Genomic DNA, 23,424 nt, shown 5'->3' with positions numbered 1-23,424 from the left:
GCAGCCGCCGCCCCGGCTCCGGCCGCAGCGCCTGCTGCCGCGCCGGCCGCCGCTGGCGCAACCGGCAAGGCCGCCCACGCCAGCCCCTCGGTGCGCAAGTTCGCACGCGAGCTGGGCGTGGACGTGTCGCGCGTGCCGGGCACCGGCCCCAAGGGCCGTATCACGCAGGAAGACGTGCAGGGCTACGTCAAGGGCGTGATGAGCGGCCAGGCCGCCGCGCCCGCACAGGCCGCCGCGGCTGGCGCCGGTGGTGGCGAGCTCGGCCTGCTGCCGTGGCCGAAGGTCGATTTCACCCGCTTCGGCGAGGTCGAAAGCAAGGCCCTGTCGCGCATCAAGAAGATCTCGGGCGCCAACCTGCACCGCAACTGGGTCATGATCCCGCACGTCACCAACCATGACGAAGCGGACATCACCGAACTGGAAGCCTTCCGCGTCCAGCTGAACAAGGAAAACGAGAAGGCCGGCATCAAGGTGACGATGCTCGCGTTCATGATCAAGGCCACGGTGGCGGCGCTGAAGAAGTTCCCGAACTTCAATGCCTCGCTGGACGGTGACAACCTGGTGCTGAAGAAGTACTTCAACGTCGGTTTCGCCGCGGACACCCCGAACGGCCTGGTCGTGCCGGTGATCAAGGACGCCGACAAGAAGGGCGTGCTGGAGATCAGCCAGGAGATGAACGAGCTGGCCAAGCTGGCACGCGACGGCAAGCTCAAGCCGGACCAGATGCAGGGCGGCTGCTTCTCGATCTCGTCGCTGGGCGGCATTGGCGGCACGTACTTCACGCCGATCATCAATGCGCCGGAAGTGGCCATCATGGGCGTGTGCAAGTCGTACCAGAAGCCCGTGTGGGACGGCAAGCAGTTCGTGCCGCGCCTGACGCTGCCGCTGTCGCTGTCGTGGGACCACCGCGTCATCGACGGTGCCGAGGCCGCGCGCTTCAACACGTACTTCGGGCAACTGCTGGCGGATTTCCGCCGGATCCTGCTGTAAGCGGGGTTGCGCCGGGCGGGCAGGCCGACGGCCTGGCTTGCCCGGCGCACCACGCGCAACCGGGAGCGAGCCATGACTACCTGCGTGGTCGTCAGGAAGGGCGCCGAGGTGGCCATTGCGGCAGACGCGCTGGTCACCTTTGGCGACACGCGCCTGTCGCGCGCCTACGAGCGCAACCAGAAGGTGTTTCCGGTGGGCGACGGCTTTATCGCGCTGGCCGGGACCACCGCGCACTTCCCGGTCATGCGCACGCTGCTGGCGGGGCTGGGCGAGGAGTGCCGGCTGGGCTCGCGCGATGACGTGTTCCGCACCTTCCTGAAGGTGCATGAGAAGCTGAAGTCGGACTATTTCGTCAACACCAAGGAAGACGAGGACGATCCCTACGAGTCGTCGCAGATCGTATGCCTGATCGCCAATCCGGCGGGCATCTTCGGCGTCTACTCGTACCGCGAGGTGTTTTCGTTCGACCGCTTCTGGGGCATCGGCTCGGGCCGCAACTACGCGCTGGGCGCGATGCATGCGGTCTATGACCGGCCGGACCTGGATGCGGGCGAGATCGCGCGTATCGGCGTCGATGCGGGCGTGGAGTTCGACAAGAGTTCGGCGGGGCCGATCGAGGTGCACACCGTGCGGCTGCACGAGGGTGACGCCGTGCCGGCACCGGCGGCTGTCGGTACCGCGGGCGGCAATCCGTCGACCGGCAATACAGCACCTGACAGCGCGGCAACCAACAACGACGGCGCGCCCTGAAGCCGAGAGGCGGGCGCGCATAGAGGAGCAAACATGAGTGTGATCGAAGTCAAGGTGCCGGATATCGGCGATTTCGACGCGGTGGAAGTGATCGAGGTGCTGGTCAAGGCCGGCGACACGGTCGAGGTGGAACAGTCCCTGATCGTGCTGGAATCCGACAAGGCCAGCATGGACGTGCCGTCGTCGGCCGCCGGCAAGGTGGTCGAGGTCAAGGTCAAGGTCGGCGACAAGGTCGGCCAGGGCGCGGTGATCTGCACCATCGAGGCCCAGCAGGCCGCGGCCGCCCCGGCGCCCGCGCAAGCCCCGGCACCGGCGCAGGCTCCCGCACCCGCACCCGCGGCGGCTGCTCCGGCCCCGGCTCCTGCCGCCGCCAGCCACAGCGGCGGCGCCGATATCCAGTGCGAGATGCTGGTGCTGGGCGCCGGCCCCGGCGGCTATTCGGCCGCCTTCCGCGCCGCGGACCTGGGCATGAACACCGTGCTGGTGGAGCGCTACGGCACCCTGGGCGGCGTCTGCCTGAACGTGGGCTGCATCCCGTCCAAGGCGCTGCTGCACAACGCCGCGGTGATCGACGAAGCCAAGGCGCTGGCTGCCCACGGCATCCTGTTCGGCGAAGCCAAGATCGACCTGGACGGCCTGCGCCACTACAAAAACCAGGTGGTCGGCAAGCTGACCGGCGGCCTGGCCGGCATGGCCAAGGCGCGCAAGGTGCAGGTGGTGCGCGGCGTCGGCAACTTCCTCGACCCGCATCACCTGGAGGTGGAGCTGACTGAAGGCGAGGGCAAGCAGACCACCGGCAAGAAGACCGTGATCCGCTTCGAGAAGGCCATCATCGCCGCCGGCAGCCAGGCGGTGAAGCTGCCCTTCATCCCGGAAGACCCGCGCATCGTCGACTCGACCGGCGCGCTGGAGCTGCCCGAAGTGCCCAACAAGATGCTGGTCATCGGCGGCGGCATCATCGGCCTGGAAATGGCCACGGTGTACAGCACGCTGGGTGCCGACATCGATGTCGTGGAAATGCTCGACGGCCTGATGAACGGCGCTGACCGCGACCTGGTCAAGGTCTGGGAAAAGAAGAACAAGGACCGCTTCGGCAAGGTCATGCTGAAGACCAAGACCGTCGGCGTGGAAGCCAAGCCGGACGGCATCTACGTCAAGTTCGAAGGCGAGGCCGCGCCGGCCGAGCCGCAGCGCTACGACCTGGTGCTGGTGTCGGTGGGCCGCTCGCCCAACGGCAAGCGCATCAGCGCCGAGAAGGCCGGCGTTGCCGTGACCGACCGCGGCTTTATCGACGTCGACAATCAGTTGCGCACCAACGTGCCGCATATCTTTGCGATCGGCGATATCGTCGGCCAGCCGATGCTGGCGCACAAGGCCGTGCACGAAGCCCACGTGGCAGCGGAAGCCGCCCATGGCGAGAAGGCCTACTTCGACGCCAAGCAGATCCCGTCGGTGGCCTTCACCGATCCGGAAGTGGCCTGGGCCGGCCTGACCGAAGACGAGTGCAAGGCGAAGGGGATCAAGTACAGCAAGGGCGTCTTCCCCTGGGCGGCTTCGGGCCGCGCCATCGCCAACGGCCGCGACGAGGGCTTCACCAAGCTGATCTTCGACGAGGAAACCCATCGCGTGATCGGCGGCGGCATCGTCGGCACGCATGCCGGCGACCTGATCAGCGAGGTCTGCCTGGCGATCGAGATGGGCGCCGATGCGGTGGATATCGGCAAGACCATCCATCCGCACCCGACGCTGGGTGAATCGATTGGCATGGCGGCGGAGATCTATGAAGGCACGTGTACTGACGTGCCGCCGCCGCGCAAGCGCTGAGCGCGGTTCGCTGCTAGCGAGAAAGCCCGCCTGCCAGGCGGGCTTTCTCATGGGCAATTATGCAATTAACTGCCAGTATTTGCCAGCGTCCGCAAGGTCTGGCTTGCAGGGCCGGTTGCGTCACGGCCAGGGTGCAGATTGCGACGGGAGCGGCACAAGACCTTCGCTGCCTATACTGAACTCAGCCGACACGCACCCCAAGGCGACCGAGGCCGGCACTGCATATTCGCACGCGGCCGATCGCTTGCCGGATGCCTGCTGGCGGGATTCGGTGGCCCCCTGGTGGCTACCGTTCAGCTGACAAGGAGGCACGACGTGTTTAGGCATCTTCTTGTTGCGGTAGACGGCTCAGCTCTGGCCGAGGCGGCCTTTCGCAAGGCACTGGCGTTCGCGCAGGAGACGCAGGCCAGCATTACGGCGCTGCGCGCCTGCCCGGATTTCCACATCACGACTTACCACACCGAAATGCTCACCGACACCCGAGAGCAGTTCGAAGAGGCGGTCCTCGAGGACGCATCGAAATACCTCGACGGCATCGCGCGAGAGGCCGCCGCGGCAGGCGTGCCCTGTGACACCAGCAGCGTGGTCGACGATCACCCCTACGACGCCATCATCAAGGCTGCCGAAGAAAAGGATTGTGACCTGATTGTCATGGCGTCTCATGGGCGCCGGGGTGTGAAGGGGCTGCTGATCGGCAGCGAAACCCTGAAGGTGCTGACCCACAGCAAGATTCCGGTGCTGGTATATCGCTGAATGTCGGGGGCCGCCGGCATCGATGCCGCCGGACACGTTCGTGATGCCACCATGGTTGCCTGTCATGGGCGCCATAAAGGAGCCGCCATGAGCACTCGCCGCTATGTCGTGATGATCGACCAGCCCAGGGACGTTGCCGACGAGCAGATGGCAGAGTACATCAAGCATGCCATCGCCGGCTGGGGTGCCGGATTGCCCCCGCCTCCGGCGGACAGCCCGTTCTTCGACCTGGATGTGTTGTCGGTAACCGTGATCAGCAAACCGCACAAGGACCATCCATGAAGGATGCGCCCGGCTCAGGGAGCTATCCCGGCCGTTACTGGCATCTCCTGGATGACGGCCGCATGCAATGCGACCTGTGCCCGCGCCACTGCCGCCTGCATGGCGAGCAACGCGGCGCTTGCTTCGTGCGCCAGCGGGTCGGCGATCGGATGGTGTTGACCGCCTACGGCCGCTCGTCGGGCTTCTGCATCGATCCTGTCGAAAAGAAGCCGCTCAACCACTTTTACCCGGGCTCCGCCGTCCTGTCGTTCGGCACGGCCGGCTGCAACCTGGCCTGCAAGTTCTGCCAGAACTGGGATATCAGTAAATCGCGCGAGATGGAGACCCTGGCCGATGCGGCCATGCCCGAAGCGATCGCCGCATCGGCGGCGGCGCATGGTTGCAAGAGCGTGGCCTTCACCTACAACGACCCGGTGATCTTTGCCGAGTACGCCATGGACGTAGCCGATGCCTGCCACGAACTGGGAATCAAGGCGGTGGCGGTGACCGCCGGGTATATGGGCGCCGAGGCGCGGCGTGATTTCTACGCCAGGATGGATGCGGCAAACGTCGACCTGAAAGGCTTCACCGACGCGTTCTATGTGGCCTTCACCGGGGCGCACCTGCAGCCGGTACTGGAGACGCTCCAGTACCTGAAGCACGAAACCGATGTCTGGCTGGAGATCACGACGCTGCTTATTCCCGGCAAGAACGACAGCGATGACGAGATTCGCGCCGAGGCCCGGTGGATCGCCAAGGAGCTTGGCCCCGACGTGCCGCTGCACTTCACCGGATTCCATCCGGACTACAAGATGCGCGACGTGCCGCCGACCCCATGTTCCACCCTTGCTCGCGCCCGCAAGCACGCGCTGGCGGAGGGACTGCATTACGTCTACACCGGCAACGTCCACGACCCCGCCGGCGCCACCACCTATTGTCCTGTTTGCCGCGCGCAGCTCATTGTGCGCGACTGGCATGCGATCGAAAGCTATCGCCTGACTCCCACGGGAACTTGCCCAGACTGCTGTGCGCAGATTGCAGGATGCTTCGGGAACTTTGAGCGTCAGTTTGGGCGGCGGCGGATTCCTGTGCACATCGGGGAATAGGCCGGCATGCAGGCGCAGGGCCTACAGCCGCTGGTCACTGGGACCAACCTGGTGCAAGGGTGAAGAACAAAAAAAGCCCGACCTGTAGAGGTCGGGTTTAACGATACCTTTGGACAAGGAGACCGCGGTACCGAGGAGACATCGGCAGACAAGGCAGCACCGATGCAACTCAGTCAGGGCACTACCTTCATCGTTGGCAAAGCACACCGCAAACGCCAGGCGTCGGTATGCTTTGCCAACGGACCGGCCGCAGCCGGTCCATCTTCAACGCAGGCAGCTATCAGGCAGCCGTCGTCTTCTTCGCCGTGGCCGTACGGGCCGTGGCGCTGGCTTGCTGGGCAGCCTTGGTGGCAGCCGTTGCCGCAGCCTGGAAGTTGGTTTCAGCGATTTCGACCGCTTGCTTGGTCGCCTTCTGCACCGACTCGTAGGCGTTGTTGGCAGCGGAGATCGCCGACTTCACGATGGCCACGGTCGATTCCGAACCAGCCGGGGCGTTCTTGGCGAGGTTCTCGACCAGGGCTTGCACGTTCTTCGAGCCTTCGGCCAGTTGGGCCTCGGCTACCTTGGTGAACTCGCTCTGGGTTTCCGAAGCGATTTCATACAGGTGGCGGGTGTAGGCCAGGGTCTTTTCGGCAACCGGCTGCACGGCTGCGGCCTGGATGGCCAGCAGTTCCTGCGCGTCCTTGGCCGACAGTGCCTTCTTGGCGTTGTCGACGCCTTCTGCGAACGAGGTCTTGACGACCTGCAGGTTCAGTTCGACGAGCTTTTCGACGCCTTCAAACGCCTTGGTGGTCAGGCCGAACAGCGTTTCGAGGTTAGCCTTTTGTGCTGCTGCAACTTGTTCCGGGGTGAGGATCATTGCTGGTCTCCAGTGGTGAACTTCAAGGTCTAGCAAATTAAGCCGCCTAGATGTCAGGGCCGTGACGGTGTTGTGCCCGATTCGGCCAGCCCAGGCGTATGGGTGGGTCAAAGCGCATTTCTTGTTTGGTGCGCCGCAACAATTCCTATTTTAGGGGCGCGGGATTCAATGTCAAGTGGATTTTGTGCGATGCACAAAATAGCGTTGCGGGCGATGCACGGATGCGGCTGCGGCGCCACCCCGGGGCGCTCCGGCGATGGCTGGGCAGGGGTGCTACCATCGCAGATTGCCCGCGCCCGCACGGCTGGCCGCCGCCGGGAATCCAACAAGACGTGAACAGAACCGCCCAGGCCACTTCCATGCTCGCTTTCTACGCCGATCATTTTGTGCTGCCACTGCCACCCGGGCACCGTTTCCCGATGCGCAAGTACAGCATGCTGCGCGATGCCGTCGCGACGCAGGTGCCGGGGTTGCGCCTGGTCGAGGCGCCGCGCGCGGGCGACGACGCCTTGTTGCTGGCGCACACGCCCGGGTATGTGCAGGCCGCGTCGGCCGGCACGCTCGACGCGGCGCGCCAGCGCGAGATCGGCTTCCCGTGGTCCGAGGCCATGGTGGAACGCTCGCGGCGCTCTGCAGGCTCCACCATCGAGGCCTGCCGGACGGCGCTGCGCGAAGGCATTGCCGTGAACCTGGCGGGCGGCACCCATCATGCGTATGCCGACAAGGGCGGCGGCTTCTACGTGTTCAACGATGCCGCCATTGCGGCGCGCGTGCTGCAGCGCGACGGCGCGCTGCGCCGCGTGGCCGTGGTCGACCTCGACGTGCACCAGGGCAACGGCACCGCGTCGATCCTGCTAGGCGATCCGTCCGTGTTCACGCTGTCGCTGCATGGCGAGAAGAACTATCCGTTCCACAAGGAGGCCAGCGACCTCGACGTCGGCCTCCCGGACGGCTGCGACGACGACACCTATGCGCAGGCGCTGCAGGCGGCGCTGGACACGCTGTTCAGCCGCTTCGATCCCGAGCTGCTCATCTACTTGGCCGGTGCCGACCCGCATGAGGGCGATCGCCTCGGGCGGCTCAGGCTGACCCTGGCGGGCCTGGCACGGCGCGACCGGCTGGTGTTCGATGTCGCGCATGCACGCCAGTTGCCGGTGGCGGTAGCGATGGCGGGCGGCTACGGCAACCAGATCGAGGACACGGTTGCGGTCCACACGCAGACTGTCAGCCTGGCCGCGCAATATCACGCGCGCCATGCACAGGTGGCGCTGGCCTCATGAGCGGCGTGATGGAGCAAGGCGGCGCAGCGGCAAGCGCTCGCGCCACGCTATGGGTGGCGTCGATGCCGTGGCTGTTCGTGCTGATCTGGAGTACCGGCTTTATCGTCGCCAAGTACGGCATGCCGTATGCGGAGCCGATGACTTTCCTGTTCCTGCGCTTTGCCGGCGTGGTGGTGCTGATGGTGCCATTCGTGCTGCTGGCGCGCGTGCCGCTGCCGCGCCTGCCAGGCAACGCGGAAACGGACTGGCGCGCGGTCGGCCATATCGCCGTAGCCGGGCTGCTGCTGCAAACAGGCTACCTGGGCGGCGTCTGGGCGGCGATCAAGCTTGGCATGCCCGCCGGCGTATCGGCGCTGATCGTCGGCATGCAGCCGATCCTGACCGCGCTGATCGCCACGCGCATGGGTGAGCGCATCGGCGCGCGCCAGTGGCTGGGGCTGCTGCTGGGCATTGCCGGCGTGGCACTGGTGGTGGCCAACAAGCTGGGTGCCAGCGGGCTCACGCCGGCNGCGGGCAAGCCTGGCACTGGCGGGTGGCGCCTTGCTCAGCATCACGGTCGGCACGGTCTACCAGAAGCACTTCTGCCCGGTGTTCGACCTGCGCATGGGCTCGGTGATCCAGTTCGCCGCGGCGGCACTTGCGTGCGTGCCGTTCATGTTCCTGTTCGAGACCCGCACGGTGCAGTGGAGTGCCGCGATGCTTGGTGCCATGGCGTGGTCGGTGGTGGCACTGTCGATCGGCGCGATCTCGCTGCTGTTCCTGCTGATCCGGCGGGGCGCGGCCACCAAGGTGTCGAGCCTGATGTACCTGACGCCGCCCACTACCGCGGTGATGGCCTGGTTGCTCTTCGGCGAGCGCTTTCCGCCACTGGCCGCTGCCGGCATGGTGCTCGCGGCGCTTGGTGTCGCGCTTGTCATCCGCCGCTAGTGTCCTGTTCCGCAAATACCTTGCCATGAAATCGCCCAGTTGGCCGCCATGCGTCGTTGCTCGTTGTTGCCATAGCTACGGCTATGGCGCCTCCTCGCGCCTAGCCTGACGACCCACTGGACGATTTCATTTTGGCAAGCTATCTACGGAACAGGACACTAGCGGCGGCGCGTTCGTGTCGCGTATGCGGCTACTTCAGAATATTCCTATCCCATCCTGTCCCGTCCACGTCTCATGAAACCGCAAGCCGAGTCGCGCAGTGCCTATCCGTACTTCCAGCCGATCACCACGCGTTGGATGGATAACGATGTCTATGGCCACGTTAACAACGTTGTCTACTACAGTTACTTTGATACCGTGGTGAATACCTACCTGATCCGGCAGGGCGTTCTCGATGTCACGTCGGGCGACACGATCGGGCTGGTGATCGAGACGCAGTGCAACTACTTCTCGTCGCTCAGCTTCCCAGAGACCGTGGTGGCCGGCCTGCGCGTGGCAAGGCTGGGCACATCGAGCGTGCGCTATGAGGTCGGGCTGTTCAGTGGCGACAACGAGACTGCCGCTGCGCAGGGGCATTTCATTCACGTCTATGTCGATCGCGCCACGCGCCGGCCGGTGCCGTTGCCGGAGCCGCTGCGCGAGGCGCTGCTGCCGTTGGTGATGGCCGACGCGGTGAGGGGCGGGCAAGGGTAAGGACGGGGCAACAGGAGATGAACAAGATGTCCCACGAGGTGCAATTCGGTTCGCAGGATGCCGTGGACTGCGTGGATCGCGCGATCCTGACGCGGCGTTCGGTGCGGGCCTTTCTCGATACGCTGGTGCCGCGCCGGACCGTCGAAGAAATCCTGGCCGTGGCCAGCCGTGCGCCATCGGGCACCAATACGCAGCCGTGGCGCGTCTATGTGCTGTCCGGCGAGGCCAAGGCCAAGCTGTGCGCCGATGTGCTGGGCGCCTACGAAGACCCCGAGCGTGACAGCAAGTACCTGGAGGAGTATCCGTACTACCCGCGCGAGTGGGCCGATCCCTACTTGTCGCGGCGGCGCAAGGTGGGCTGGGACCTGTATGGGCTGCTTGAGATCAGCCGCGAAGACAAGGCGCGCATGCATGAGCAGCACGCGCGCAATTTCCGTTTCTTCGATGCGCCGGTGGGGATGATCTTCACCATCGACCGAATCATGGAGCAGGGCAGCTGGCTGGACTACGGCATGTTCCTGCAAAGCATCATGGTCGCCGCCCGGGCGCGCGGGCTTGATACCTGCCCGCAGGCGGCGTTCACGCAGTTTCACAAGATCATTGGCAGCCACCTGCGGCTGCCGCCGGAGGAAATGGTGGTATGCGGCATGTCACTGGGTTTTGCCGACCCGGAAGCGATCGAGAACCAATTGACCACGGAACGTGAGCCGGTCAGCGGGTTCGCGCGTTTCCTCTCATAGTAAAGTTTGTATCAATGTGTAACGATGAATGCCGATATACAAGACGACGTCCGTGTATTGGCTGGAGTGTTTCCAAGGGGCAGCAAGGTGAACCCGGGTACGCCTGGGGTAAGCCAGAGGCGGTTCGCATGCAAACGTGACCTTTTGGTGGTTTTTCCCACAATGTGGAAATGTTTGCAAATCGAACTTTAAGGAGCATCTGTAAGTCTTTAATCTTGCTAACAATTTCTTTCTTTCCTACACTAGCGCAATTCCTATGCGCTGAACGAATCATGTTCCGGTCTGATTCCATTTTTTCCAGATTCTTCGGCTCCGCACCCCTGTCCGCTGTTGCCACCGCGGTCCTGGTATCGGTGTCGATGGTAGCGGCGCCCGTGGCCGAAGCGGCCACCAAGTCCGAAACTACCCAAAAAACGTCCAAAAAGCAGGCAAAATCGGCTAACGCCGAGAAAAAGAGTGCTTCGAAGACTGTTGCCAAGAGCTCGCGTAGCGGCAAGGTCGCCAAGCGCGAAGCAAGCAGCACACGCAAGGTGATGGTGCTGAAGAATGGCAAGCGCCATGCCGTCGTGGCCCAGCGCGCCGCACCCGTGCGCGCTGCCTTCACCCCGGCCAAGCCGTCGCTGGGCGAAGCCATGGGCTTGCGCGACACCGACGACGCGCTGGCATTGCGCTCCAGCGTGGCGCTGGTGATGGACCAGAACTCCAACGAGGTGCTGTTCCAGAAGAACGCCAGTGCGGTGCTGCCGATCGCTTCGATCACCAAGCTGATGACCGCGCTGGTGGTGATGGACGCCCGCCTGCCGATGGACGAAGTGCTGACCATCTCCGAGGAAGACCGCGACACCGAAAAGCACAGCGGCTCGCGCCTGCGCTTTGGTACGCAGCTGACGCGCCAGGAACTGCTGCTGCTGGCGCTGATGTCGTCCGAGAACCGCGCCGCGTCGGCGCTGGGCCGCCACTACCCGGGCGGACTGCCGGCCTTTGTCCAGGCGATGAACCGCAAGGCCCGCGAGCTGGGCATGAACGACAGCCACTTCGTCGATTCCAGCGGGCTGTCGAGCAGCAATGTGTCGAGCGCGACGGACCTGGTGCGCATGGTCAACGCGGCGTACCGCAACCCGACCATCCGCGAGTTCTCGACGCAGACCGAGCATGAGGTCAACGTGCTGGGCCGCACCCAGCACTACGTCAGCACCAACCGCCTGGTGCGCGGCGGCAACTGGGAGATCGGCCTGCAGAAGACCGGCTTTATCTCCGAAGCCGGCCAGTGCCTGGTGATGCAGGCCAAGGTCCAGGGCCGCAACGTGGTGATGGTGTTCCTGGACTCGGCCGGCAAGCTGTCGCGCTTTGCCGATGCCAACCGCGTCAAGGACTGGCTGGAGCATGCGCCGTCGCCATCGTCGCCGCAGCGTGGCTTCCCGTCGTCTCCGAACCTGACGCAGGCTCCGGGCGGCGCGCACGCGATCCTGGCCTCGCAGCAGTCGCGCGGCATCTGATACGGAACGCCTGACCGGAAAAAACGCGCCGTGCTACGGCGCGTTTTTCTTTTTGGCGGCCGCGGCCGTCAGAGCAGCTTGCCGGGGTTCATGATCCCGGCCGGGTCGAATACGGCCTTGATCTCGCACATCAGCCGCAGTTCCAGCGGGTCCTTCATGGCCAGGAAGACATGGCGCTTGAGCTGGCCGATGCCATGCTCGGCGCTGATGCTGCCGCCGTAGCGCATCACTTCGTCCAGCACCGCGTCGGTCACCGCATCGCCTTGCGTGGCCGCCCAGTCCTTGGGCGCGCCGGCCGGGCGCGACAGGTTGTAGTGCAGGTTGCCGTCGCCGAAGTGCCCGAAGATAAAGGGCCGGATGGCGGGATCGAGCCCACGCAGCCGCGTTTCCATCGAGGTCATGAAGGCCGGGATCTGCTCGATCGGCAGCGAGATGTCGTGCTTCAGGTGCGGGCCGTCGGCGCGCTGTGCCTCGGAGATTTCCTCGCGCAGTTTCCACAGCGCCTGCAATTGTGCGAGCGAGGCAGACACGGCCGCATCGAGGCACAGCTCGCGCTCCAGCGCCTCGCCGATGACGCGTTCGAGCAGCGCGTTCAGCGCATCTTCATCCGTGGTGTCGGCCAGTTCCACCAGTACATAGGCAGGGTGGCGTTGCGCGAACGGCTCCTGCACACCCTCTGCATGCGTGAGTACCAGGTCCAGGCAATCGCCGGTAAAGAATTCGAACGCCTGCAGGCGCGCGCCGCATTGTTCAAACAGCAGTTCATAGAGCGCCAGCGACTGCGCCGGCGAGGCCACCGCCGCCAATACCACGCTGCGCGTGTCGGTGCGCGGGAACAGCCGCAGCGCGGCCGCGGTGATCACGCCGAGCGTGCCTTCGGAACCGATCAGCAACTGCTTCAGGTCATAGCCGGTATTGTCCTTGCGCAGCGTGCGCAGGCCGTGGAAGACCTCGCCGTTAGGCAGCACCGCTTCCACGCCCAGCACCAGTTCGCGCGCCATGCCATAGCGCACCACATTCACGCCGCCGGCATTGGTCGCAAGGTTGCCGCCGATCTGGCACGAGTCTTCGGCCGCCAGCGACAGCGGCAGCAGCCGGTTTGCGTCTTGCGCCGCGCGGCGCAGGTTGCCGAGGATGCAGCCGGCCTCGGCAACCATGGTGTTGGCGATGGTGTCGAGCGAGCGCACCGCGTTCATGCGGTCCAGGCTCAGCACCACGTTCTGTGCCTGCGCATCGGGCGTGGCGCCGCCACACAGGCCGGTATTGCCGCCGCGCGGCACCACTGGCACCGCGGCCTGCTGGCACAGCGCCAGGGCGCGCGAGACCTCGTCCACGGTACGCGGCCGCAGCACCGCCTGGGCCTGGCCGCGGTAGATGCCGCGCCAGTCGGACAGCCACGGGGCGATGTCGTCAGGGTTGGTCAGGACGGTGTCGGTGCCGAGGGCCTCGGTGAGCCGCTGGGCGAATTGGCCGGTATGCATGATGGCGGTGTCGTCTCAGGAAAGGGAAGGGGGGCTGGCTGCGCGCGCTTTCGACGCTTCATCGGCGCGCCTGCGCAGCACAAGGCCAAGCCGGCGTGCGGCGCATTGCAGGTGCGTCACCGCGGCCGCGCGGGCTGCCGCGGCATCGCCACGGCGGATAGCATCGACGATCGCTTCATGCTCGGCATGCACGGTCTCGGCCAGCCCTGCCTGGCGTAGCGTATTGGCGCGCGCGGTGGCCACGGCCTGGTGCAGCTGCAAGTTCAGGTACTGCAGCAACTGGCGGTAGTAGGGGTTGTGCGTGGCCGCCGCAATGCCGATATGGAAAGCGGCGTCGATATCGGCGGCCGGCTGCGGGTCATAGAGATGAGCGTGCAGCCGCTGCAGCAATGCGCTCAGTGCGGCCACGTCCTCATCGGTGCGGCGCACGGCGGCCAGCGCCGCGGCGGCGCCTTCCAGGTCGATGCGCAGGTCGTACAGGTCGGCCAGACCGCTGGCGTCGATATCGGGCTCGCGCGGCAGCTGGAACCCCGCCGCGCCGGTACGCGAGCGCACCATGCAGCCGACGCCCTGGCGTGACTCGACGAAGCCCTGCGAACGCAGGTGCTCGGTGACTTCGCGGATCACCGCGGCGCTGACGCCGTACTGCTCGGCCAGCTGCCTGCCGGTCGGCAACCGGCTGCCGACCGGGTAGGCGCCGCTTTCGATATCGGCACGCAACTGGCGGGTGACCTGTTCGGTGAGGGTGACGGCGCGGGTTCGCATGGGTGCCGATTATAAGGTTTGCTGGTTATCTGAAAACTAAGGGTAAACCATTAAGTTGCAACGACCGCAGCCCCAAAGCAAAACGCGCGGACTGCCATGCTGGCAGCCCGCGCGTTGGCGGTGGCTGGTGATCCGGTCTTCAGGCGGCAGCTTCGGTCACGTAGCCCATGCCGCGCGAGATCTGCAGCGCCGTGTCCTTCAGGTTCTGCAGCCAGCTGTCCTGCAGCCGGTCGGCCGGCGCCGACAGCGACAGCCCGGCCACCAGCCGGCGCGAGTCGTCATAGATGCCGGCGGCAATGCAGCGCACGCCCAGTTCCAGCTCTTCATTGTCGCGCGCATAGCCGTTGGAGCGCACCCAGCTGAGCTCCCGCTCCAGCTTGGTCAGGTCGGTGATCGAGGTGCGGGTATGTCCGGCGAGCCCGGTGCGAGTGGCGTAGTTGCGCACGCGCGCGGCCTCGTCCGCAGCCAGGAACAGCTTGCCGACCGAGGTCAGGTGCAGCGGCGCGCGGCCACCGATGGCGCGCACCACCTGCATGCCCGAGCGCTCGCTGTAGGCGCGCTCGATGTAGACGATCTCGTCGCCCTGGCGCACCGACAGGTTCACGGTCTGGCCGGTGACGCGGTGCAGCGCGCGCATCGGCGCCAGCGCCGCGTCGCGCACCGACAGGCGTGCCTTGACCAGGTTGCCCAGTTCCAGCAGCCGCATGCCGAGCCGGTAGCTGCCGGGATCGGAGCGGTCGACAAAGCGGCAGGCCACCATGTCGTTGAGGATGCGGTGGGCAGTTGATGGGTGCAGCCCCGTGGCCAGGGACAGCTCTTTCAGGCTGACCGGGTCGGCGTGCTGCGCGAGCGCGTCCAGCAGGGTCATCATGCGCTCGATGACCTGGATGGACGTCTTGCCGGGTGACTTGTCTGCGTCGGACATAGGAGGGAAAAGGAGAAATGTTGCCTTGCGGCATTTTTAAGCGTCTGCCTGATTCTATCTCGCATTGTGAAAATTTCAATGGGTGAAATGACATTACCGTAAGAAACGCCCGGTGATGTCGCTCCCGAAAGTGATGTGCATTGCACCGGATTCACGTCCTTGCTGAACGGTTTGTGCGCCACGCGCGACGCAAACGCGCATAATTGCGGGGTTTCGGGGTCTGGAGAAGTCGACAATGCGAGTTGGTCTGTTCGCCACCTGCCTGGTGGACCTGATGCGTCCGGAAATCGGGTTTTCGGTGCTCAAGCTGCTGGAAGCCGCCGGCTACGAGGTCATGGTGCCCGAGGCGCAGACCTGCTGCGGCCAGCCGGCCTACAACTCGGGCGAGCGCGCGGTGTCGCGCGACCTGGCGGAGAAATTCCTGCGCGAGTTCGAGATGTTCGACTACATCGTGGTGCCGTCGGGCAGCTGCGGCGGCATGATCCGCCAGCATTACGGCGACCTGCTGCACAACGATCCCGAACTCAACGGCCGCTACGAGCGCCTGCGCGAACGCGTGTTCGAGCTGACGGAATTCCTGGTCAACGTGGCCAGGGTGCAGACGCTGCCGTCGTCGTTCTCGGGCCATGTCACCTATCACGATTCCTGTTCCGGCCTGCGCGAGCTGGGCGTCAAGCAGCAGCCGCGTGAGCTGCTGTCGCGCCTGCCGGGTGTGCAACTGACAGAAATGAAGGATTGCGAAGCCTGCTGCGGTTTTGGCGGCACCTTCTCCGTCAAGTACGGCAATATCTCGACGGCGATCGTCGACGAGAAGTGCGCCAACATCAAGGCCAGCGGCGCCGATACGGTGGTGCTGGGCGACCTGGGCTGCATCCTCAATATCGAAGGCCGCCTGCGCCGCACCGGCGACAGCAGCACGCGCGTGCTGCATATCGCCCAGGTGCTGGCGGGCGACGCCTGACATCCGCTGAAATCCGGGGAATCGCCACGATGCAAGTCCACAGCATGGAATTCAAGGCGCGCGCCGGCCAGAAGCTGGCCGACCAGCGCCTGCAGCAGAACCTGAAGAAGCTTTCGACCAAGTTCGTCACGGCGCGCGCCGACGCGATTCGCGATATCGACTTCGATGCCACGCGCGAGGCCCTGAAAGAGCGCCGCGACCGCGCGCTGGAAAACCTCGACGTCTGGCTCGCCACCTTCGAAGAGAACGCGACCAAGCGCGGCGCCACGGTGCTGTTTGCCGAGACCACTGCCGATGCCGCGCGCCTTGTCGCCGAGATCGCGCAAAAGCACGGCGTCAAGAAGGTCATCAAGAGCAAGTCCATGGTGACCGAGGAAATGCGCCTGAACCAGGTGCTGGGCGAGATGGGCGTGCAGAGCATCGAGACCGACCTGGGCGAATACATCCTGCAGATCAACGACTCGGAACCGCCGTCGCACATCATTGCGCCGGTGGTGCACAAGGACAAGGACGAGATCGCCGACCTGTTCGCCAGGGTCCACCACAAGCCGCGGCTGACCGAGATCCCGGAGATGACGCGCGAGGCGCGCGAAGTGCTGCGGCCCGAGTTCCTGAGCGCCGACATGGGCGTCACCGGCGGCAACTTCATCATTGCCGAGACCGGCTCGGTGGCGGTGGTCACCAACGAGGGCAACGAAGGCATGTGCACGGTGATGCCGCGCGTGCACGTGGCCGTGACCGGCATCGAAAAGGTGCTGCCGACGCTGGAAGACCTGGCCACGGTGATGCGCCTGCTGCCGCGCTCGGCCACCGGCCAGGCCATCTCGAACTACTTCTCGCTGCTGACCGGCCCGCGCGCCGAGGGCGAGCGCGACGGCCCCGAGCATATGTACTTCGTGCTGGTCGATGGCGGCCGCACCGGGCTGATCGGCGGCGACTTCCAGGAGATGCTGCGCTGCATCCGCTGCGGCGCCTGCATGAACCACTGCCCGGTGTACCAGAAGATCGGCGGCCACGCGTACGGCTGGGTCTATCCGGGCCCGATGGGCAGCGTGCTGACGCCCAGCTACGTCGGCCTGGCCAATGCGGTCGACCTGCCGCAGGCGGCGACCCTGTGCGGCGAGTGCAACCGCGTGTGCCCGGCATCGATCCCGCTGTCCGACCTGCTGCGCAAGCTGCGCGAGAAGCAGATGGAACGCGGGCTGCGCCCGTGGCAGGAGCGCTTCGCGCTGCAGGCGTGGGGCTACGTCGCCAAGCGCCCGGAGCTGTATGCCTTTGCCACCCGCATCGGCGCCTGGCTGCTGGGCCGCATGGGCGGCAGCAACAAGCTCATTGCCAGCCTGCCGATGGCCGGCAAGGGCTGGACCGAAACTCGTGACATGCCGGCCCCGTCGGGCCGCACGTTCCGCGAACTGTACAAGGAAAGGAGGGCACGTCCATGAGCGCAGCCAACAGCGAAGCCCTGGCGCGCATGCGTGCCGCACTGGACCAGCACCTGGCCGGATCGATGCCCGCCGGCGACCTGGTGCGCGCATGGCGCGAAGCCGGTACCGGGCTGGCGCTGCCGCCGGTCTACGGGCAGGCGATGGAAGAGCTGCTGCGCCGGCTCGAGATGTCGGCAGTGTTCGCGCAGGATAGCTGCTCGTTCTCGAGCTCGGCCGTGACGGACCAGCTGACGCGCTGGCTGGACAAGGCGGCAACGGTCTGAGGCTTCAGTACAGCACCACTAGCCCTTCATCATCCCCGTCAGCGTATCCACGAATTCCAGCGACAGCCGCGACAGCGGTTCGGTCTGCACATGGAAGATCTGCACCGAGGCATTGACCTTGGTGCGTACCGGTACCGCGACGATATTGGGCCAGCTCTGGCCGAACACGGTCATGGCATCGACCAGCGCGATGCCGGCGCCGGCCTGCGCCAGCGCGCGCGCCACGTGCGCCTGCTCTACCTGCACGCGCATATCGGGCTGGTTGCCCTCGCTGCCGAACATCTCGTGGACCAGCAATCCGAACGGCACGTCCGGTCCGTAGCCGATCAGGTCTTCCCCGACCAGCTCGGCCGGGCGCACCCAACTCCGCGTGGCCAGCCGGTGATCCACCGGCACCAGCGCCACGATCGCGTTCTTCACCAGCAGGCGCGCCTCCAGGTTGGGGTGCACCAGCGGCATGTTCGACACGGCCAGGTCCACCTGTCCCGACAGTAACGCGCGCAGCATATTGCCGGGGATCTGCGTACGCACTACCACCCGCACCGCCGGGTGCGCCGCGCGAAAGCTGGCGATGGCGCGCGGCAGCACGGTCTGGCCCAGGTTGGGGCTGCACGTGAGGCGCAGGCTGCCGGTGCGGTTGGCCGCCAGGTCCTCGGCGATCTCGTTGACGCGCTCGATCCCTTCGTAGACCGCATTCACCTCGCCCAGCAGGCGCCGCGCTTCCGGCGTAGGGTAAAGCCGCCCCTTGGTGCGGCGGAACAACTCCAGGCCGAGGCGTTGCTCGGTGTGCGACATCAGCCGGCTGATGGCCGGCTGCGACACATACAGCAGCTTGGACGCGCCGCTGATCGAGCCGGTCAGCATCACGGCGCGGAATACCTCGATCTGGCGCAGGTTCATTTTCATGACATTAACCTGATGTTAAGGCTGGGTGACATATAAGCATATGACAGTCAATGGCGCCATACCTACACTGAACTCCATCGACATACGCCGCGCGCCGCAGGGCACGCACCAGCGATGTGCAAGGTTTTCCATCCCGGAGGCAGGAAACTGTATGAGCGACATCCATCTCACCTATATCAACGGCAAGGACATCGCGCGCCTGGAAATGACCGACGCCGAGATTCTCGACGCGGTCGAGCAGGCGCTGGTGGCGCAGGGCAACGGCCAGACCGTGATCGAGCCACGCGTGCACCTGATTCCCGACCCCGCCTTCAACGGCCACTTCAACGTGCTGCGCGGCTATGTGGCGCCGCTGGGGCTGGCAGGCGTCAAGATCGTCGGCGACTTCGTCGACAACTACAAGCTCGGGCTGCCATCGGAAATGGCGATGCTCAACCTGTTCGATCCGCGCACCGGCATGCCGGTGGCGATGATCGATGCCACCTTCATTACCGATGCCCGCACCGGCGCGCTGACCGCGCTCGGCGCCAAGCATCTGGCGCGCCGCAACAGCAAGGTACTGGGCCATATCGGCGCGCGCGGCACCTCCTACTGGAATGTGCGCCTGCTCGACAGCCTGTTCGACTTCGACGAGATCCGCGTGCACTCGCGCCGCCCCGAAAGCCGCAATGCCTTCGCCGCGAGGCTGGAGCGCGATCTCGGCAAGAAGATCGTCGTCACCGAAGACTGGGAGTCGTGCGTGCGCGGCGCCGATATCGTGATCGAGGCCTCGCGCCTGGAGCGGCCGACGCCGATGCTGAAGACCGAGTGGATCAAGCCCGGCGCCTTTGTCGTGCCGTACGGCACCATGAGCGCGGTCGAACTGTCACTGACCGACATCATGACCAGGATGGTGGTGGATGACTGGGGCCAGTGCAAGGGCGGCATGTTCGGCTCGCTGCGCGCGCATGTGGAAGCCGGCAAGCTGTCGCAACAGACGCTCTATGCCGAGCTGGGCGAGATCGTCGCCGGGCGCAAGCCGGGCCGCCAGAGCGACGACGAGACCAACCTGTTATGGCACCGCGGCCTGTCGCTGAGCGATATCGCGCTGGGCCACGCCATCCTGAAAAAGGCCGAGAGCCGCGGCCTGGGCCAGAGGTTGCTCTACGCATGATCGCCAACGCCCGCATGTACTCGGTCAGCGCGCCGGTGGAGCAGGCGTGGCGCGCGCTGCTGGCGCACGTTGCCGACCGCGCCGGCGTGGACCTGCCGTATGTCGAACATCCCGCGCCGGCCCCGGTCAACGCGCTGTGGGCGCGGCCGGACTGCGGCTGCGTATTCATGTGCGGCTATCCCTATGCCAGCGCGCCGGTAACGCCGCAATTGCTGGCCGCGCCGGTGCCGGCGCTGGCGCGCTACGGCGGGCGCCCGGTCTACTTCAGCGAATTCATCGTGCGTGCTGACGCGCCGGTGCAGGCGCTGGCGCAAACCTTCGGCGCTCGGCTGGCATGCATGCTGCCTGAGTCCAACTCGGGCTACAACGCGCCGCGCCATCACCTGATGCGGCTGGCGCCGGCCGGCACCCGTGCGCTGTACCGGCCTGCCGCCGCACCCACGCCAACCCCGCGCCAAGTCATCGATGCGGTCATCGGCGGGGATGCCGAGGTGGGAGTGGTCGACAGCTATGTGCTGGACCTGCTGCGCCGCTTCGAACCTGGGCTCGCGGGCCAGCTGAAAACGCTGGAGGTGACCCCGGCCGCGCCGATCCCGCCGCTGGTCGCCTCCGCGCAGGCCGACCCGCACGAGTGCGCGTATGTGCGTGCCGCGCTGCTGACGCTGCATGAGGGTGCAACGGGGACCGCGCTGCTGTCCATGCTGGGGCTGGCGCGCTTTGCGCCGGTGCAACCGGCCGACTATGCCGTTCTGCCTGAACTCGCACGCGAAGCGGACCAGGCGGGGTTTGCGCTGACCGATGCCGGACCGGGCACGGCCAAGCACGATAACTAGACTGCCGGCGCGGTGGGGGAGCCAAGCCTGATCACTGCCAAATAGGGGAAACCGTCATGAAGACCGCTGTGAAACCTGATGTGGAAGCTGCCGTGAAGCCCGCCGTAAATCCTGTCCTTCGACGCATGGCCATGCGCTGCCTGCTTGCCTGCATCGCTGCCTGCGCCCCGTGGCTCGCTGCCCCACCGGCGCTGGCCCAGCCGCCTGGATATCCCGCCAAGCCAGTGCGCATCGTGGTGCCGTTCGCCGCCGGCGGGCCCGCCGATGTGCTCGGCCGCGCGGTCGGCGAAGGCATCGCAAAGGCCACCGGCCAGAGCGTGCTGGTGGAGAACAAGGCCGGCGCCGCCGGCACCATCGGCGTCGACATGGTGGCCAAGGCCGCGCCCGACGGCTATACGCTGGCGCTGGTGCCGGTCGGCAATATCGCGGTGAACCCGACGCTGATGCCGAACCTGCCGTACAAACCGGCAGATCTGGCACCGGTGGCCATGCTGGCCACCGCCGAGAACGTGCTGGTGGTCAATGCAGCCACGCCAGCCAGGTCGCTGGCGGACCTGCGCAAGCTGGCCGCGCAGAAGCCGGGCGAACTGAGCTTCGCCTCGCCTGGCGCCGGCAGCCAGGCCCACCTGGCGGGCGAGTTGCTGCAGCTCGATGCCCAAATCAAGCTGAACCACGTCCCATACAAGGGCATCAGCCCGGCGATGACTGATGTGGTCGGCGGCCAGGTGACGATGATGTTCGCGCCGCTTTCGGTGGCGTTGCCGTATATCAAGGCAGGCAAGCTGCATGCGCTGGGGGTCGCGAGTGCCAAACGCTCGGCGCTTCTGCCCGAAGTGCCGACGATTGCCGAGCAAGGCTTTCCGAAGTTCGAGGCGGTTTCCTGGTACGCGCTGATGGCGCCGGCCGGTACGCCGGCGGAGATCGTGCGCAAGCTCAGCCAGCATGTCGATGCCGTGCTGGCCGACGCTTCGCTCAGGGAGAGGCTGGCCACGCTGGGCATGGAGGCGGCCGGCGGCACGCCGCAGCAGCTTGCCACCGCCATCCAGAAGGAAAGCACGCGCTGGGCCGGTGTGATTCGCCAGCGGCACATCACGATCGACTGAGCGTGGCGCGCCGCGCGGCCTTGTGAAAAAGGGGGAGCCACGCGGCTCCCCCCTTTTCCTTGCTGCATGCAACGCTACAGGTCTTCAACCCAGCAGCAGCGCATCATCATCCAGCTGCTCGTGCCGCGTCTGCTCAAACATCTTCAGCAGGTCCGGCACATCCAGCCCCTTGCGCTTGTCGCCCGACACGTCCAGCACCACCTGCCCCTGGTGCAGCATCACCGTGCGCTGCCCATAGTCCAGTGCCTGGCGCATGCTGTGCGTCACCATCATCGTGGTCAGCTTGCTTTCCTCGACGATGCGCGCGGTCAGCTCCAGCACGAAGGCGGCGGTCTTCGGGTCCAGCGCGGCGGTGTGCTCGTCCAGCAGCAGGATGCGCGACGGCTGCAGCGAAGCCATCAGCAGGCTCACCGCCTGGCGCTGGCCGCCGGAGAGCAGGCCGATGCGGTCGGTCAGGCGGTTTTCCAGGCCCAGGTTGAGCAGGCGCAGCTTCTCGCGGAACAGCTCGCGCGAGGCGCGGTTCAGTGCCGGGCGGAAACCGCGGCGGCTGCCGCGGGCCATGGCCAGGGCCATGTTTTCCTCGATGGTCAGCGCCTCGCAGGTGCCGGCCATCGGGTCCTGGAACACGCGCGCCACCAGTCGGGCGCGGTCCCATGCGGGCTGGCGCGTGACGTCGGTGTCATCGATGGCGATGCGGCCAGAGTCGACCATCTGGTCGCCGCTGATCGCGTTCAGGAAGGTCGACTTGCCGGCGCCGTTGGAGCCGATCACGGCCACGAACTGGCCGCTCGGGATCTCCAGGCTGAGGCCGCGCAGGGCGCGGGTCTCGATCGGGGTGCCCGGGTTGAAGGTGAGCTTCAGGTCTTGTGCGCGCAGCATCTCAGGCACCTCCGTTCTTGCGGGCGAACAGCTTCTTGCGGGTCGCCGGCAGCACCAGCGCGATCGTCACCAGCGCGGCGGTGACCAGGTTCAGGTCCTGCGCCTTGAGGCCGATGAAGTCGCTGTTCAGCGCCAGCGCGATGAAGAAGCGGTACAGGATGGCACCCAGCACCACGGCCAGCGTGGTCCAGATCAGGCGGCGCGCCGGCAGGATGGTTTCGCCGATAATCACCGCGGCCAGGCCGATCACGATGGTGCCGATGCCCATGGAGATATCGGAGCCGCCCTGGGTCTGCGCGAACAGCGCGCCGGCCAGTGCCACCAGCGCATTGGACAGCGCCATGCCGGCCAGCGTGGCGCGGCCGGTGGGGATGCCCTGCGAGCGGGCCATGCGCGGGTTGGCCCCGGTGGCGCGCATCGCCAGGCCCAGCTGCGAGCTGAAGAACCAGTCCAGGCCGACCTTGGCCACCACCACCACCACGAGCAGCACCAGCGGGCGCAGCACGTAGTCAGGCAGCCATTCGGGCTGCAGGATGGTGAACAGCGTGGGCTCGGTGATCAGCGGCACATTGGGGCGGCCCATGATGCGCAGGTTGATCGAGTACAGCGCGATCATCATCAGGATACTGGCGAGCAGATCCATGATCTTCAGGCGCACATTGAGCCAGCCGGTGATGAAGCCTGCCAGCGCGCCGGCCGCGATCGCCACGGCGGTGGCCACGAACGGGTCCTGGCCGGCGGCGATCAGCGTCGCGGCGACGGCGCCGCCGAGCGGAAAGCTGCCATCAACGGTCAGGTCGGGGAAGTTGAGGATGCGGAAGGAGATCAGCACCCCGAGCGCCACCAGGCTGAAGATCAGGCCGATCTCCAGGGCGCCCAGAAGGGAAAAGAGGGACATGGGGGAATCCTGTTGCAGGGGCTGGCGGCTGCCTTGGCGCCGCCTTCGGGGCGGGTGGGCCGGCACGCCCGTGTGGGGCTGCCGGCCGCCTCGCCCTGTTCTGTCCCGTCAGGCCGGATAGGCCCGACGGAGC

Annotated in this window: 23 protein-coding genes and 1 pseudogene; 17 read left to right on the top strand and 7 right to left on the bottom strand. The window is 66.0% G+C overall.

Annotated elements, in window-relative coordinates:
• From CF68_RS02265 to amrS, 6 genes are all read left to right on the top strand, one after another.
• Positions 1-990: dihydrolipoyllysine-residue acetyltransferase (locus tag CF68_RS02265; RefSeq protein ID WP_035815736.1), on the top strand; the 990-nt coding region annotated here is incomplete at its 5' end.
• Positions 991-1,062: 72 nt separating this feature from the next.
• On the top strand, positions 1,063-1,740 hold the full coding sequence (locus tag CF68_RS02260) for an MFS transporter (RefSeq protein ID WP_035815735.1): 678 nt from the start codon (positions 1,063-1,065) through the stop codon (positions 1,738-1,740).
• 33 nt (positions 1,741-1,773) lie between these two features.
• Positions 1,774-3,564: a dihydrolipoyl dehydrogenase gene (gene lpdA, locus CF68_RS02255; RefSeq protein ID WP_035815734.1), complete on the top strand. Its 1,791-nt coding sequence runs from the start codon at positions 1,774-1,776 to the stop codon at positions 3,562-3,564.
• Between the two features lie 315 nt (positions 3,565-3,879).
• Complete coding sequence (locus CF68_RS02250; RefSeq protein WP_035815733.1) at positions 3,880-4,317, top strand: universal stress protein; 438 nt, start codon at positions 3,880-3,882, stop codon at positions 4,315-4,317.
• 87 nt (positions 4,318-4,404) lie between these two features.
• A complete protein-coding gene (locus CF68_RS02245; RefSeq protein WP_013956395.1) occupies positions 4,405-4,599 on the top strand; it encodes a hypothetical protein in 195 nt (64 codons plus the stop codon).
• The gene (gene amrS, locus CF68_RS02240; protein ID WP_035815731.1) at positions 4,596-5,684 is read left to right on the top strand and encodes an AmmeMemoRadiSam system radical SAM enzyme; all 1,089 of its coding nucleotides are present in this window, start codon (positions 4,596-4,598) and stop codon (positions 5,682-5,684) included. The genes CF68_RS02245 and amrS overlap by 4 nt, the downstream gene beginning before the upstream one ends.
• Before the next feature lie 280 nt (positions 5,685-5,964).
• On the opposite strand, the gene phaP1 is transcribed toward amrS, so the two are convergent.
• Positions 5,965-6,543, bottom strand: coding sequence for a TIGR01841 family phasin PhaP1 (gene phaP1, locus CF68_RS02235; protein WP_011615034.1), 579 nt, complete (start codon positions 6,541-6,543; stop codon positions 5,965-5,967).
• A gap of 359 nt (positions 6,544-6,902) precedes the next feature.
• On the opposite strand from phaP1, the gene CF68_RS02230 reads away from it, so the two are divergent.
• The 5 genes and pseudogenes from CF68_RS02230 (at position 6,903) to pbpG (ending at position 11,679) form a co-directional block, all read left to right on the top strand.
• Entirely contained in the window at positions 6,903-7,823 is a 921-nt protein-coding gene (locus tag CF68_RS02230; RefSeq protein WP_035815728.1) for a histone deacetylase, read from the top strand.
• Positions 7,824-7,831: 8 nt separating this feature from the next.
• Positions 7,832-8,750 (top strand): annotated as a pseudogene (locus tag CF68_RS02225) (DMT family transporter).
• Between the two features lie 234 nt (positions 8,751-8,984).
• Positions 8,985-9,443, top strand: coding sequence for a thioesterase family protein (locus CF68_RS02220; RefSeq protein ID WP_035815726.1), 459 nt, complete (start codon positions 8,985-8,987; stop codon positions 9,441-9,443).
• A 17-nt stretch (positions 9,444-9,460) separates the two neighbouring features.
• Positions 9,461-10,183 carry a nitroreductase gene (locus CF68_RS02215; protein WP_084187009.1) on the top strand — a complete coding sequence of 241 codons (723 nt, stop codon included), beginning with the start codon at positions 9,461-9,463 and terminating at the stop codon, positions 10,181-10,183.
• Between the two features lie 272 nt (positions 10,184-10,455).
• Positions 10,456-11,679 carry a D-alanyl-D-alanine endopeptidase gene (gene pbpG / locus CF68_RS02210; protein ID WP_152548440.1) on the top strand — a complete coding sequence of 408 codons (1,224 nt, stop codon included), beginning with the start codon at positions 10,456-10,458 and terminating at the stop codon, positions 11,677-11,679.
• Positions 11,680-11,747: 68 nt separating this feature from the next.
• Here pbpG and CF68_RS02205 read toward each other — a convergent pair whose 3' ends face one another.
• The 3 genes from CF68_RS02205 to CF68_RS02195 form a co-directional block, all read right to left on the bottom strand.
• Entirely contained in the window at positions 11,748-13,160 is a 1,413-nt protein-coding gene (locus tag CF68_RS02205; RefSeq protein WP_035815724.1) for an FAD-binding oxidoreductase, read from the bottom strand.
• A 15-nt stretch (positions 13,161-13,175) separates the two neighbouring features.
• Positions 13,176-13,925: a FadR/GntR family transcriptional regulator gene (locus CF68_RS02200; protein ID WP_035815723.1), complete on the bottom strand. Its 750-nt coding sequence runs from the start codon at positions 13,923-13,925 to the stop codon at positions 13,176-13,178.
• 139 nt (positions 13,926-14,064) lie between these two features.
• Positions 14,065-14,850 (bottom strand): IclR family transcriptional regulator, encoded by a 786-nt coding sequence (locus CF68_RS02195; RefSeq protein WP_013956405.1) that lies wholly within the window; start codon positions 14,848-14,850, stop codon positions 14,065-14,067.
• Between the two features lie 235 nt (positions 14,851-15,085).
• Here CF68_RS02195 and CF68_RS02190 point away from each other — a divergent pair, with 235 nt between their 5' ends.
• Genes CF68_RS02190 through CF68_RS02180 form a run of 3 tightly spaced genes read left to right on the top strand, consistent with a single transcriptional unit; the run spans position 15,086 to position 17,519 of the window.
• The gene (locus tag CF68_RS02190; RefSeq protein ID WP_035815722.1) at positions 15,086-15,811 is read left to right on the top strand and encodes a (Fe-S)-binding protein; all 726 of its coding nucleotides are present in this window, start codon (positions 15,086-15,088) and stop codon (positions 15,809-15,811) included.
• A 29-nt stretch (positions 15,812-15,840) separates the two neighbouring features.
• Positions 15,841-17,253 (top strand): LutB/LldF family L-lactate oxidation iron-sulfur protein, encoded by a 1,413-nt coding sequence (locus tag CF68_RS02185; protein ID WP_035815721.1) that lies wholly within the window; start codon positions 15,841-15,843, stop codon positions 17,251-17,253.
• Entirely contained in the window at positions 17,250-17,519 is a 270-nt protein-coding gene (locus CF68_RS02180) for a hypothetical protein (RefSeq protein ID WP_035815720.1), read from the top strand. The genes CF68_RS02185 and CF68_RS02180 overlap by 4 nt, the downstream gene beginning before the upstream one ends.
• An 18-nt stretch (positions 17,520-17,537) precedes the next feature.
• On the opposite strand, the gene CF68_RS02175 is transcribed toward CF68_RS02180, so the two are convergent.
• Positions 17,538-18,425, bottom strand: coding sequence for a LysR substrate-binding domain-containing protein (locus tag CF68_RS02175; protein WP_013956407.1), 888 nt, complete (start codon positions 18,423-18,425; stop codon positions 17,538-17,540).
• Positions 18,426-18,576: 151 nt separating this feature from the next.
• On the opposite strand from CF68_RS02175, the gene CF68_RS02170 reads away from it, so the two are divergent.
• The 3 genes from CF68_RS02170 to CF68_RS02160 are packed head-to-tail and all read left to right on the top strand — an operon-like array spanning position 18,577 to position 21,514.
• A complete protein-coding gene (locus tag CF68_RS02170; RefSeq protein ID WP_035815719.1) occupies positions 18,577-19,578 on the top strand; it encodes an ornithine cyclodeaminase family protein in 1,002 nt (333 codons plus the stop codon).
• Positions 19,575-20,411: a phosphate/phosphite/phosphonate ABC transporter substrate-binding protein gene (locus CF68_RS02165; protein ID WP_035815717.1), complete on the top strand. Its 837-nt coding sequence runs from the start codon at positions 19,575-19,577 to the stop codon at positions 20,409-20,411. Before CF68_RS02170 ends, CF68_RS02165 begins: the two co-directional genes overlap by 4 nt.
• Positions 20,412-20,467: 56 nt before the next feature.
• Entirely contained in the window at positions 20,468-21,514 is a 1,047-nt protein-coding gene (locus tag CF68_RS02160; RefSeq protein ID WP_084187007.1) for a tripartite tricarboxylate transporter substrate binding protein, read from the top strand.
• Between the two features lie 84 nt (positions 21,515-21,598).
• Here the strand turns inward: CF68_RS02160 and CF68_RS02155 are convergent, their stop codons facing one another.
• A complete protein-coding gene (locus tag CF68_RS02155) occupies positions 21,599-22,393 on the bottom strand; it encodes an ABC transporter ATP-binding protein (protein ID WP_035815713.1) in 795 nt (264 codons plus the stop codon).
• A gap of 1 nt (position 22,394) precedes the next feature.
• Entirely contained in the window at positions 22,395-23,291 is an 897-nt protein-coding gene (locus CF68_RS02150; RefSeq protein ID WP_035815711.1) for an ABC transporter permease, read from the bottom strand.
• Positions 23,292-23,424: the final 133 nt, after the last annotated feature.

It is taken from the genome of Cupriavidus sp. SK-4 (genome assembly GCF_000611125.1).
Taxonomy (GTDB): Bacteria; Pseudomonadota; Gammaproteobacteria; order Burkholderiales; family Burkholderiaceae; genus Cupriavidus; species Cupriavidus necator.
The sequence above is the reverse complement of the archived record's forward strand: the minus strand, read 5'-3'. Positions and strand labels throughout refer to the sequence as shown.